This is a genomic window from Methylomonas sp. TEB, from assembly GCF_047777895.1.
Classification (GTDB): Bacteria; Pseudomonadota; Gammaproteobacteria; order Methylococcales; family Methylomonadaceae; genus Methylomonas.
On record NZ_CP180476.1, the window covers coordinates 950,916 to 964,243 of the forward strand.

General features: G+C 49.4%; 9 protein-coding genes. 5 read left to right on the plus strand and 4 right to left on the minus strand.

Annotation, left to right across the window (positions count from 1 at the left end):
- The first annotated feature begins 9 nt into the window (after window positions 1–9).
- The 5 genes from ACMXD4_RS04350 (at window position 10) to ACMXD4_RS04370 (ending at window position 8,284) form a co-directional block, all read left to right on the plus strand.
- Window positions 10–3,819: a glycosyltransferase gene (locus ACMXD4_RS04350; protein ID WP_415879967.1), complete on the plus strand. Its 3,810-nt coding sequence runs from the start codon at window positions 10–12 to the stop codon at window positions 3,817–3,819.
- A 35-nt stretch (window positions 3,820–3,854) separates the two neighbouring features.
- Window positions 3,855–4,958, plus strand: coding sequence for a radical SAM protein (locus ACMXD4_RS04355; RefSeq protein ID WP_415879968.1), 1,104 nt, complete (start codon window positions 3,855–3,857; stop codon window positions 4,956–4,958).
- Between the two features lie 64 nt (window positions 4,959–5,022).
- Window positions 5,023–6,195 carry a hypothetical protein gene (locus ACMXD4_RS04360; RefSeq protein ID WP_415879969.1) on the plus strand — a complete coding sequence of 391 codons (1,173 nt, stop codon included), beginning with the start codon at window positions 5,023–5,025 and terminating at the stop codon, window positions 6,193–6,195.
- 30 nt (window positions 6,196–6,225) lie between these two features.
- Entirely contained in the window at window positions 6,226–7,389 is a 1,164-nt protein-coding gene (locus ACMXD4_RS04365) for a DegT/DnrJ/EryC1/StrS family aminotransferase (RefSeq protein WP_415879970.1), read from the plus strand.
- On the plus strand, window positions 7,379–8,284 hold the full coding sequence (locus ACMXD4_RS04370; protein ID WP_415879971.1) for an NAD-dependent epimerase/dehydratase family protein: 906 nt from the start codon (window positions 7,379–7,381) through the stop codon (window positions 8,282–8,284). The genes ACMXD4_RS04365 and ACMXD4_RS04370 overlap by 11 nt, the downstream gene beginning before the upstream one ends.
- Here ACMXD4_RS04370 and ACMXD4_RS04375 read toward each other — a convergent pair.
- From ACMXD4_RS04375 to ACMXD4_RS04390, 4 genes are read right to left on the minus strand one after another with little or no spacing between them, the layout of a single operon-like run.
- Window positions 8,281–9,405, minus strand: a complete 1,125-nt coding sequence (locus ACMXD4_RS04375; RefSeq protein WP_415879972.1) for a radical SAM protein — start codon at window positions 9,403–9,405, stop codon at window positions 8,281–8,283. The two genes, ACMXD4_RS04370 and ACMXD4_RS04375, sit on opposite strands and share 4 nt — an antisense overlap.
- An 11-nt stretch (window positions 9,406–9,416) precedes the next feature.
- Window positions 9,417–11,102, minus strand: a complete 1,686-nt coding sequence (locus ACMXD4_RS04380) for a carbamoyltransferase C-terminal domain-containing protein (RefSeq protein ID WP_415879973.1) — start codon at window positions 11,100–11,102, stop codon at window positions 9,417–9,419.
- Entirely contained in the window at window positions 11,099–12,187 is a 1,089-nt protein-coding gene (locus ACMXD4_RS04385; RefSeq protein WP_171696482.1) for a class I SAM-dependent methyltransferase, read from the minus strand. The genes ACMXD4_RS04380 and ACMXD4_RS04385 overlap by 4 nt, the downstream gene beginning before the upstream one ends.
- Window positions 12,177–13,328, minus strand: a complete 1,152-nt coding sequence (locus ACMXD4_RS04390) for a glycosyltransferase (protein ID WP_171696481.1) — start codon at window positions 13,326–13,328, stop codon at window positions 12,177–12,179. Before ACMXD4_RS04390 ends, ACMXD4_RS04385 begins: the two co-directional genes overlap by 11 nt.

Sequence of the window (13,328 nt, forward strand, 5' to 3'; positions counted from 1 at the left end):
GAATGCACGATGAATTCGGCGGTTAAGGACATATTTTTTCTGAATATCGAGGACGCCTACGCGGAGGCGTCCAAGCAACAGAGCATCGTCGACGAATCCGGCAGTGTGCGCCGGCAATATTGCTATTACGACGGGCTGTTGACCGATATTGTGTTGCCGAATTTTATTCAGGTTCCCGCCGACAAGTTTGTCGAGTTTTTTTCGCACAACTCATTACCGATACCGCAACTGATCGCCATTTCTCAAGACGGCGCCGTACATTTCAACGACATGCCCCGCGATGTCATTGACGAAGTGATGCAGTACCGCAATCAATATCGCGTGCCGGACTATGTGCATTTCGATACCTATTTTATCGATCCGCTCCAGGCGTTAAACGTGGCAAAGCAGGCCAATCGAGTTTCCTGCGGCCATCCCACCATAGACGGTTTGCAGATTTGCTATTACCGGGGCGAGTTGCCCGAATCGGACTTACCGAACTTGATACATCTGGAATTGCCGGATTACGAGGAATTTTTCATCCGCTCCCGTTTGCGTATTCCGGAAAATATTGATATTCCCGACGGCTTGGAAGAGGAGGTTAAGGCCGCCATCCGGCAGGATATTGCCGCAGCCGGTGAATCGATCAAACGCAGGCGACTGTGGTTGATCCAACAATTGCTGAACAAAGCCAAGGCCTTGCCACCGCGTTGGGTCGGCAATCGGCCGCCGCGGATATTTATCCCGACGAGTCGTTTGACCACCGTTATGCAATATAGCTCGCAAGGCTTGGCCAAGGCCTTTGCCGCTCTGGGTTGGGAGGTGCTGTTTTACATTCAGGATAACGACATGGAAGGCAGCAATATGGTCGATATGCTGGAAAAATATATCGATTTCGACCCGCATGCCTGCTTGTACGTCAATAGCTTGAACAACAGTTTCATGCACGACGATATTGTCAATATCGTCTGGTGGCAGGATTTGATGCCGCAATTGAAAGATTCCCAGCCGCTGAAATGGCGAGCCAGGGATTTCAATTTCTCGATTTCGCCGTTGTTTGATCGTTATCTGGAGCAACGCCAGGCCGCCTTGGTGCAACGCTTACATTTTGTGATAGACGATGTGGTGTTTCATGCCGGTAACAATCAGGCGCGAGCCGACAAGATTGTGTTCGTCGGCAGTTCCTATCTGCCGGTGATCAATATCGACAATAGCCAACATCGGCAGGCTTTGGATAGCTTGATTGCGGCGATGGAATCCGGCGCTTGCTTTGACGAAGCGAGCGTGCGGCAAATTGCCGAGACCAGCGGGCTAAGTTATGAATTTGTGTTTTGGAAATTACTGCATTATGTAATTCGCGATTATTCGGTGAAGTGGCTGTGCGCCGATCCTGGTCTGCCGGTGGATGTTTACGGACGCTACTGGGATCAGGATGCCGAGGTGGCACCGTTTTATCGAGGCGAATTGCCGCACGGCGAAGCAGTAGCGGAAGTTTACCGTTCCGTTCGCTATGCCTTGGTTTGCCATCCGTTCGAAATCAATTCGCAGAGGTTGGCTGAAGCGGCCGCCTGCGGCTGTATCCCGGTGGTTTACGATTGCCGGGATGTAGCCGAGCCGCCGTATTGGGACGACTATTGCTTGTTCTTCAAGACGGCCGATCAGTTGCGCAACATTCTGCATAAGCGCTTGCAACCGGCCAAGGCGCCGGAGGGTTTGGCCGCGCAATTTACCTACCGGGCTGCTGCCGAACGCTTGATCGAGCTGAGCGACTTGCGTTTGTTGGCTAAAGTGGCTGCCCCTCCTGCACCGGAGTCTGTCGCCCTGTTGCCGGAACTGTTCGGCGATAAGTTGCATTTGCTTGCCGGCGCGGAATTAGGTTCGCAAACTTTTTTGGCACAGTTGCAAACCAATCTGGCTTGCCTGGCCAAGCATCGCCCGGCTTTGCACGAAGCCCTGTTGGCAGCTTGGTCGCAACAGCCTATTACGATTTTCGTTGATCAGGCTATACGCGGTGAGTACTGGCGCGTATCGGTAGCGCAGGCTGGCGAACAAATCTATCGCCTGGATAACATCGCCTTGTTCGAACACAGACGCCTGATTGCCGAAAATGCGCAAACGATGACCCGGGAAAATACCTGCTGTTATGCGCTGGTCGGTTTGGGTGCCGGTTACGAATTGTTAGCGGCGTTCCGCGCCACCGAGTCGCCGATTCCGGAAATGGCGGAATTTGAGGTGCCGGTGTATTTGATCGAAACCAAGCCGGCCGTATGGTTGTTAAATTTGCTGTTGCATGACCTTCAGCCGCTGCTGGCGGCCGGCCGTCTGCGGATTTTTTCCGACCTCGCAGCGGAGGCTGATTTAACCGCCGAGTTTTCGAAGTTCGAAGCAGCCCTGCCGGATATGTTGTTCAATTCGGACCCCAACGGCGCCATCAGCTCAGAGCGTGTTTATCAGCTGTCGGTCGAGGCAAAGCAGGCCCGCGCCGAACGGCATGCCGCTAATTTGCGCCAAGTTGCTGACTACTATCAGAGCATCAGCAGCGAACAGTGGCGGAAAAAATTCAGCCCGGAAAAAGTTGGCGAATTGCGGGTAATGGGCTTTATCTCGCGCTTTTCCAGCTTTTTGAAATACTGCATGCGCGACTGGCTGGACGGCTTCGAGCGCTTGGGCGCGACGATCCGGTTTTGTAGCGAAACTGAAAATTATTACTTAAGCAATATCGAGCATTTAATAGACGAGATCAATAGTTTCAAGCCGGACATTATCCTGACCATAGATCATTTTCGGCATGAATTTGCTGGCATTCCCGAGTCCGTGCCATTTGTAAACTGGATACAGGATATGTTGCCCAATATCACCGGTAACACATTGGCGATGACTAAAATGGATTTTACCTTCGTGTTTTCTCAACATTGGTTGGCAATGAACGGAGGGTCTTTGTACAAAGACTTCCCGGTCGAGTATCTGCCTGTGGGATTTAATGATCATTATTATCATCCGGAGCAGACCAAAGTTTTCGAATACGACTTTCTGGTGATCAGTCATTTGGTCGATGCGGAACGGACGTTTCTCGCGTTTGAAAATGTTCCCTTCGAAGATTGGCGTTTCGATCATCATGAAGTTGCGCTATTGGATCAGGGAAAATTCGAGCGTGCCGAGTTAGTCGACATCTACCGATGCGTAATGGCTTATTTGCAAGAATTGTCGGCCAACCAGTTCCATCAGCTCAGAGTAGATAGTCAAAGTAACGGCTTTTCCGTCATTGTGGCGTTGTTGAAAAGCCAAGGCCTTTTAGTGGACGCTGAGGCAGTCAATTTATTGTTGGCTGGAAGCGCTACCCGGTTTCATTTTGACTATTTGCTGAGAATGAAAACGGCACCGATTGCCGCCTTGATCGATGCGGACTTGAATATTAAATTGGCGCTCTATGGCAGAAATTGGGACAGATTTGACCGGTTTTCGCCTTATGCCAAAGGTATTGCCGACAACGGCGAATTTATTAACCGCCTAATGAATTGCTCGAAAATCTGTTTTAACGGCAGTCCGGGGACGACGCTACATATGCATGCTCTGGAAATAATGGCATCCGGAGCCTTCATGTTGTCCCGGGCCATCTACAAAGATGGCGCGCCACTAGCCGATTACTATGACGAGCATGAAGTGGCCTATTACAACGATGACGCCGATCTCGTCGAGAAGGTTAAGTATTATCTAGCCAACGGCGAAATACGCGGGAAAATGGCCGAGCGAGCTTATCAAAAAACTATCGGGTTATTTTCTTATCAGGCTATTTCAGGGCGGGTTTTGGATTCTATATGTAATAGATTCGGTGGTAATTAGCCGGTTAGTTTGTTTCAGGATAGCGGAGTAATGGTATGTTGATGAGTGGTCAAGAGTTTGGCGAGTTATTGGGGGTGAAACCCTTGCCAAACTTACATCTGGAAATATCGTTGGGCTGCAATATCAGTTGTGCCATGTGTACTTTTCACGATAATTTGAAAAAATTCCGAGTGATGTCCGCTGCTCAAGTTAAAAATTTGAAATCGGGTTTCGATTATTTCGGTCAAATTCATATTGGCGACGGTAGTGAACCGTATATCAATCCGGATTTATTCGAAATCGTCCGCTATTTAAGCGATATGGGTGCCAAAGTTTCGGTCCAGACTAATGCCAAGTTGATTAGGACCGCTGCCGATGCCGAGCAATTGGTTAAATCCGGATTGATGCTGTTGTCGCTTTCGGTCGACGGCGTCAACGACGCTACGGTGCGTAAAATCCGCGGCGGCCTGGGGTTTAGTGAAATTTCCCGGGCTATAGATTTAATCAACGAGGCTAAATTGCGTTTGAATTCAAGCACTCCGCACTTGGCAAGTAACGCTGTTGCCATGCGCTGTAATTTGGATGAACTGCCGGACCTGGCGCGCTACCTACTCGATAAGGGTTTTTGCTCGTTTCGCATTGGTTTTTTGGAGTTACGGAAACCCAATAACGACTTGGTCGGAGAACTGCTGATTTACGATATTCCGAAGGCGATAGAGACTGTGGCGCGGGTCAGAAAACTTGTGGAGTGCCATCCAAAAGCCATGCATTTTGATGACAGCATTTTTCAAGTCGGCGTCGGTTTGTTAAGGCGCGAACAATGCACCGGATATCAGGACAGATTATACGTCAATCATGCCGGCGATCTTTGGACCTGCTATGGCAAACAGAAATTAGGCAATATATTTGAAAACGGCCTGGAAGGGCTGATAGTTTCCGATACTTACGCTACTTATAAGCGACAAGTGACAGAGCCCGGGAATCCGATTTGTCAGGCCTGCACTTTTTGCCAGATTATGTCCTTAGATAAAGTAACCGATCATTTTGGAAAAAAAGCGCTGGAGTATTATTCTCTTGAGAAAATAGATGAATCCATTAGCTATGCTAACTCAGGCGGTGAAGTGAGAGATTTTTGGCGAGATGCGGCTTTAACCGCTTAAGCTATTTTACAAACATAACAAGAAGCAGACTGGATACTCGTTAAATAAGTCAGATATTACAGGAATGATTAAGCATATTTCTATTTTCATGCCCACCGAAAGTGCGTTTCATCGGCGGTTGTTCGGCTTTATAGGTTTAGCGTTTCAAAAGCAAGGCTTATTAGTCAGCGGAGCTTGCAAACTATTGAATGAGACGGAAATAAGGGACTGGGTCAGGGAGAAAAAGCCTTGTGCTATTTTTGAAATGAACCGGGTTAAGGATGAAATTCCGGTATTGCACGAGCTGAATATTTTACATATTTCCTGGGTGGTCGATATGCAAGGCCGTTGTGAAAGTGACATTACCGGTAGCGATATTACCTATGCCTTGGACCCTGGATGGCTGGCAAACTTTAAACCTGGCGGATATTTGGATTGGATGCCGCCCGGTACCTGTGTCGAGACCTATTTTCCTGAAAATATTGCGAGCGATAGCAATACTGAGTTCAGCTTTATTGGTCATATTCCTCAACCGTGGACGACACAAGAGTTATCGAGGGTTTTGCATCCGGATAATCCGCGCGTCACTTTTGAGATGTTGCTCAAACGATATAGCGAATATATGGATATCAATACTTATTGTGAGCAAACTCACGAGTCCTGTGTCGGTATAATTGATCGGATCGCAAGCGAATTGCTGGGGTATTCGTGCGCGCTGACTGATGATATTTATTACGATCTACTAATTCGCATAAAACGCATGAGTAATCGTACCGAATTGATTGACTTTGCATTGCGGTATTCCGAGTCAATTGCTATTTACGGTAGTCAGAACTGGCGTGTCTGGAGTAAGTATCGGCAATATTATCGTCGGTTTATAGAGAGTCCGTTGGAACTCAACAGAGTTCATCAAAAATCCAATATCAATTTGCACGACGGCATTTCCTTTCATTTTCGTGCTATCGATTGCATGGCTTCGGGCGGATTGTTGATGTGGTATGACTATCGCGATGGCGATAAGTACGATAGCTATAATCCCGGAAGAGCAATTTATACTCGCGGACTTTCCGATTTTTTTACACCGCAATTTCATTATTACGAGTTTAAATGGCTAGATTTTGACGATGTTTACCAGCAATTGAAAAGTATTCGATATCAAGGCAGTCAGGCGCAAAAACAAACGCTGGAACTTATTAAAAACCATCATACTTGGGGCGTCCGCGCCGAGCAGATTCTCGAACATATTCAAGCGTTGTAGTACGTCCGGACTAGTTATTAATTTTTTAAATTGAATCGCCACCACGTGTTAATAGATTATTCAAAAAACAATTTACAGGAATATCACGTTAGTGCTGTTCCCTTCGTCGGCCTACAGCAGGAGTTTGCCGAACGCCGACAATTGCTGACAGCCGCTTTCGAGTCGGTAGGGCATTCCGCCAGCTATATTTTGCGAGATGACGTAAGAGCGTTCGAGACGGCCATCGCCGATAAACTGGCGGTGAAGTTTGCGATTGGCGTCAACAGTGGTACCGACGCATTGTTTTTGGCGTTGAAAGCCTTGGGTATCGGTGCCGGCGACGAAGTGATAACCGTTGCGCATACGTTTGTGGCAACGCTGGCGGCTATCGTGCATTGCGGCGCCAAGCCCGTGCTTATCGATATCGGTCAGGACTTTAACCTCGCGCCCGACGTTTTACAGGCGGCAATTACGCCAGCTACCAAGGCGATCATTCCTGTGCACATGAATGGCCGTTGCTGCGATATGCCGGCTATATTGGCAATAGCCGAACAATATGGGGTGCCGGTGGTTGAAGACGCAGCCCAAGCGCTGGGAGCGCATATTGATGGTCGGTATGCCGGTAGTTTCGGCAAATTGGGCGCCTTTAGTTTGCATCCGATGAAAAACCTGCATTGTTACGGAGACGGAGGGTTGGTGATCACTAACGATCCGTTACTGGCGCAGAAAATCCGGATACTGCGCAACCACGGCCAGAATGAAAACAAGGATTTGATGACATTTGGTTTCAATTCCCGGCTGGATAATCTGCAAGCCGCCTTGTTGAATGTGAATTTGCGGTATTTTGCGGATGATATCGATAGACGTCGGCAGATAGCTGCTCGCTACCATGCCGGGCTTAGCGATTGCCGTGGTGTGGATTTGCCGGTTTCCTGTCAGTCCAGTGGGTATTTTGATGTGTTCAGCGCTTATCCGCTACTTTGCCGGGATCGGGCTGGATTGATCAGACATTTGCAATCACGGCACATAGAATGCTTCGTTCATTGGCCGCAGCCCTTACACCTAAATCCGCATTTGCGGCTGGCACCGGTTTCTCTGCCCATGACCGAGAGGGTGGCCCGCGAAGTGTTGTCATTGCCGATACATCCATTTCTGGACGATGCGCAATGCGATTATGTGATTGCGTCAGTCAGGGAGTTTGCCGGTGGCCGTTAATTATTTCATTACCGGAATCTGCGGCTTCGTCGGCAGTGAACTGGCTATCGCGTTGGCGAAAGCAGGCTATCGGGTTGCGGGCGTAGACAGAATGATGCCGCATGCTGACACGGCCGGCGAGTTTGCCACGCTAGGTATTCGGTATCATCATTTGGATTTACTGGACAGGAGTGGCTTAGCGCCGTTACTGACCGATATAGACATTGTGGTGCATGCTGCCGGCGTATCACGGGTTAGCGATGCACGAGCCAACCCAATGGAATGCGTCAACTCCACGGTTCTGGCGACTACTAACTTAATAGAATTACTCGCCGGAGCGGCTCGCAAGCCTTTGATTATCTATCTTAGCACCCGCGAAGTTAGTTACTACGATACGTTGGACGACACTCAGGTCAATGTCGATCATATCTATGCAATATCCAAAAAATCTGCCGAGCAATTGCTGTTGGCGTTCGCCAATAGCTACGAGATGCCGTTAGCGATTTGCCGGCTGTCGGATGTTTACGGTGGAAAGCGCGATCACGTCAACAAGTTGTTGCCGACGTTTGTAAAGCGCGCCAAGCAAAATCAGGCGGTAAGAGTGTTGAATAACCAAACCCGCTTTCATTTCACTCACATCCAGGATGTCATCGATTCGATTTTGGATATTGTTATGTTGTTGCAAACATCAGGACATAGGCAGCGGTGTTTCGAATTGTGGTCGGATGAGTCATACACCGCCGAAGAGTTGGCGGCCTTGGTAGTATCTAGTTTTAAGTCCAACTCGCGTATCGATTACGCTGTGCACGGTGTGGTGCAGGATATCGGGCGAATTCGGCTTGAGTCTCGGACCTGGCAGTTCTCACCCAAATTCAGTCTGAAGGAAGAATTGAATCGCCTTTCGGAAAGTTATTAGCCGGGCGGCTCTAAAAGGTATTGTTTTAGCCGGTAAATTAGCCCTGAAAGCCCATCTACCTGAATGGATTTGTTGTTGCTGTAAGCTGCGAGCTCGGCAAATCTATCCAGCAAAGTATCAATATCGTGCAACGGATAGCGGAAAATGTTTTCCTCGGGGTAATCCCCTTGCAGCGCAGCAAAATTCAAGTCAACTTTTAAGTCATCTGCCAGATCTATGGCGCTACGCATCTCAGCCAAGGTGCTGTTCATCACCACATAGTTCCAACGGACCAGTTTACGGCCGCTCCGATTAGTCGCTTGAGCCGATGCCAAAAAGTGCAATGTCGCCATCACTTGCCGGTAACTCAGCCCTAGCCGTATTTTTTCGAATGTCGATTGCTGAACGCCGTCTATCGACAGCAGAAAAAACACCGGATTGTCATGCTCGGTCAGCGCGGCAATTCGCTCCTCGGTCAGCAGGCTGCCGTTGGTGATCACATATTTGACGAGATTGGGATTGTCGGTCGTGTCGAATTGACGCAGATAATTGAAAAAGCTCTTGCTGCTGAATACCTCGCCACCTTGCCAGCGGAATACCTTGGCTGTTGGTCGCAGTATTTCCAGTTTTTGCAATAATTCCTCCGAATGCCGCATGTCGCTCATGTGTGGTTGCGGACACATGATGCAGTCGGCATTGCAGCGTAATACCGGCTGTGTGTCGACATAGATTGGCAAGCCGGACAGCACTTGCGCCTTGTTGCTGTATTCGCCGATGACCGCGGCGATATTTCGATTTAGGGCAGAGTCTGTGGCGGGCAGTTCAAAGTCCAAGTTAATCAATTCGTTAGCTGGCGGCGGCTTATCCGGTCCGTCTTTACGGCCACGCAAATAGGGACATTCGATTTCGCAGCCGGCGGCTATGTAATCCCCTTCCGCTATCAGCCGTCGAACAGTTTGTGCGGCGCCCGAATTCCAGAGTTGCGCAATACTGTGTTGATGAATATTTCCGAAGCGGCTACGGTTTTGCGGACAGCAGGTGACGTGCCCTGCGGCATTGATCCAGAGATCTGCCCAGGGGTGTATGCAATGATGATGCTCGGCCGTATTTTGCAAATCCGAGAATGTTGCCGGTTTGTTCATTTCATACCGTTTTAAGAGTGACTCAAAAACAGATTGGGTGGACTAAATACCCAATCAACGGCGCCATGTTCGAGCGCTTTGATGATGTCTTCGGCACTATTAACGATGGGGTCTTCGTGCATATTGAAAGACGTATTCAATAGGCATAATCCACCTGTTCTTTTGTGCCAGGCCATCAACAAATCATAAAAAAATGGGTTGGCTTTACGGGTCACGATTTGTGGTCTGACGGTTTGGTCTACATGAATTGCTGCGGGCGAATTTAATCTGAATTCATCTGTCACTGGAAAACTCAAAGTCATAAATTCAGCGGATAAACAGGTGTTCTGATAATTTTTTAGGCATCGGTCGGCTAAATCTTCCGCGATGCTGGGTGCAAAAGGCATGAAATCATCGCGTTGCAATTTAAGATTGATCTGGGTAGTGATATTTCTATCCCAGGCCGAAGCCAGAATACTCCTATGACCCAAAGCCCGGGGGCCGAATTCGCTGCGACCCGATACGATGCCGACGATAGCCTGCTTCTGCAGAATGCTTGTCAGTTTTTCGATTGCGTTGACTTCTACCACGGCGCGAATGCCATGTTTCTCCCAGGCATTGGAATCGGTCGACAATTCGCACTTGGGTCCCAGATAGACATGATCAAGCAAGGCCGGAGCTTCTGCCTTAGTCAACAAATAATGATAAACGCTGCCGGCACAGATGCCGGCATCGCTCATGGCTGGGTAGACGAACAATTCGTCGACACAGTCGAGCTGGCGGATTTTCTGGTTCAACTTGACGTTGGCAAAGACGCCGCCTGCCAAGCAGATGTGCTTCAAACCGGTGGATTTGACATGTGTTTCAATCAAGTGGCAGACGATATTCTCTAGCTGTTGCTGCGCGGCGGCGGCCAGATCGTCGCGCTTAAAGCGCGAAGCTTGTTCGGTCAATGCCGCCGAATAATTACTGAAAAACGGCGTGTAGAGTTCGCCGAACGCCGGACAAATGACCTCATCCTCCAGACGAATGATCTGCCCGATAAAGTCTCGCGCGGCTTGTGGGTTGCCTAAAGCGGCCAAGCCGGTGACTTTGCCCTCATGGCGATTGGCGCTGAAGCCGCACAAATGGGTGATACGCCCGTAAAAATAACCCAGGCTGCGCCAACTGGGGCTGACATACAGCTCTTCGATACCGTTGCTGCGGTCGGCGCGGCTAATCGTCAGTGATTTGAAGTCGCCGCGGCCATCGGCAGTAACCACAAGGGCGTCAGCAAACGGAGAGGGGGCAAAAGCCGCTGCTTGGTGTGATTGATGGTGGCTACAGTTGTAAATCGGTGTATCCGGAAACAGGTCACGAATCTCGGTGAAAAATGCCTGGCGTTTGGTTTTATCGATTTGCCGCTCGGTGTTGATGCGTTGTTCGATGATGGCGCGGCTGGTTTCGTCCCCAAGCGTTTCCGTCGACAATAAGTTGTCGATGTAGGCTTGCTCGGCCTGAGCATCAGCAAATGTCAGGCTAAAGCCGTAACAGATCAAGTCAATGTCGGTATGCGATAAGCCACTCTCCTGAAGTATCCAGGTAATCGATAGGGCGGGAAAGTGATCGTCAAATTTCTTACGAGTCAAGCGTTCTTCACTCACCGCTAGCACCATACGGCCGTTTTGAAACAGGCAAGCACCGCTTTCGCTGCCGGAAGTAATACCCAGTATGTTCATCGGTTTAGCCAGTCTTGGAAGTGGGTGATGGATGCATGTAGTTGCGCGATACGCCAATCCTCCAGGTTGGGGTTGCTGGTGGCGGTGGCGATTTCGCCGCGAAATGCATCAGTACTGTTGTGATTTCTAACCAAAAAATACAAGGCTACGAGTACAGTCGCAGCGTCGCGCTTGGCGTAGTTACTGAGACTGTCCATAAAACTGGCCAATTTGTCGGCCAAATCTGCGATTTTGGATTCGCTAGTAACAGCCGCTTCTGAATGGGCGCGGCCTGTTTCGATCATCGTGTGATCAAGTTTGGTGGCGGCCGGATTCTCTAGATGCCATTTCACCCGAAAGTTTTCGTCCTGCTCCGAAAAATCGAAGTCGAACTCAGGCCCGAAACACTGGCTTGTTATCGCGAGTGTTAGGGCGTCGGCGTTAAACTGTTGTGGGCGGAATGCGAGCCATTCCGGGGTAAGGAGATCATCGATCAAGTCTCCAATAAATTGATTATCGTGTCCGAAAGGGTGCAAGAGCCCGTAAGCGCTCAGCAAATCTTCAGGCGCTAAACGGCCGACACTGGCCGTTCTTAAAATTGCTACTAGCCAGCGGCTCCAGGTACCGGCTCGATAAACTCGAAATAAAATGTCGCTGTTTTTTGCCATCTTGGGGAGAAGGTGGCGCAGAAACCCTTCGCGGTCCGCCAGGTGGTGGTACACCCCTGCCACGAAGGCCAAATCAATGTTTTGTGCGGAACCGAGTGAACGGCTGATGTCGGTTTGTTCACTGGTAACATTCCTTATGCCGTGTCTGGCTAGGTAACTATTTAAAAATTCGACATGTTTGGCATTGATGTCCAGGTGGTAAACCTGCCGGCAGCCCAACTCTTGGAATACGATGGCCTGCCAGCCCGAACCGATATCAAGGACGGTTTTGTCGCGGAGTTGTTCGATAGACATGCCGAATTTTGCAAGTTCGGAGTGAATCCTGCGCCGATACTTTTGCAAAGTCTGCTGCGGATCAGCGTGTATATGACTGTGCACATGTTCGGCGTAAAACTCGGCCATGTCCCATTGCCCGGTTAGTACGGAATTAGCGCACACGGTGATAATCCTTAATGATCTTACTGGCTCGGTGCGTCCAAGTGTGATGGGCCTGGATTTGTTTGGCGGCATTATTGACGATTCTTTGCCGCGCGGGAGCGTCATGCAGGTATTTGTCAGCGTGCTCGGTAAAATCGTGTTCCGAAAACGGTACGTAGTGTTCGAAGGGATCAAAGATTTCCAGGATGCCGCCTTCGGCTTTATCGTCGGGCGTTCGTTTAACGAACATCAAACCACCGGCCGACATCGCATCAAATACCCGAAAATGCGGGCCAACACCTTCGTGCAGATTCAATTTGGTGGACTGATAAATCTGCTTTAACTCATGACTGTGATCGACAAAGTGATGATAGTGCGGGCGGTATTGTGGCCAGTCCGTCCAATTTTCCGAGCCGTAAATTCTCACTGACGTTGAATTTTCCAGGACTAGCGACATCAACTGATGACGATTTCGTAGTCTGATCATGCGACAGCCCAGATCGTAACGCAGCCTTTGGTCGGCGATCTCAACCGCATGGCCGTAACGTTCTTCGATCAATTGGTAGGCAGAATTAAGATAGGTTACGTTTTCAAAGTTTTCGAAACTGATGTTTTGCCAATACTCGATCAGTTCGTCGTGCAGCCTGCCGAAATTGATGAGTTCTTGCTGATGTCGGCAAATTTCTCGCGACAACTCTTCTTCGGTCCAGGGTTTTGGAATATGGCCGACAAACGAAAAATCCGAGAGTGGTTGTTGTGGTTGAAAGTTATAACTAATTTCGCAAGTGCCCGGCGGCAACCAGTCAATCAGGCCACCGTCAGCAGTAAACGCCCGCTTCCAATTGCCGCCGAAAAAATAGGTTATGTCGCTGCCATGGTAGTAATCTACGGTATGACCCAGGGTGTCAACAATCCAGGCGATATGCTTAATGTGGGCCGGCAGATTGGGTAAGGCGCTGCGGGCACGATTCATTTCAAAAATCAGGTCGGGTTTGAATTGATGGCAAAATTCCAACAGGCAGGGTTCGTCATAATGACCGGCGGAGGCAAAGACCTCGACGTGGTGTTGTTCCAGTCCTCTTTTTAAACCGAATAGTAAAGATATGTAGAATGAATTGGCGCGGGGCATGAATATCGCCGCGCGTAAGGGTCGCGAAGTCAT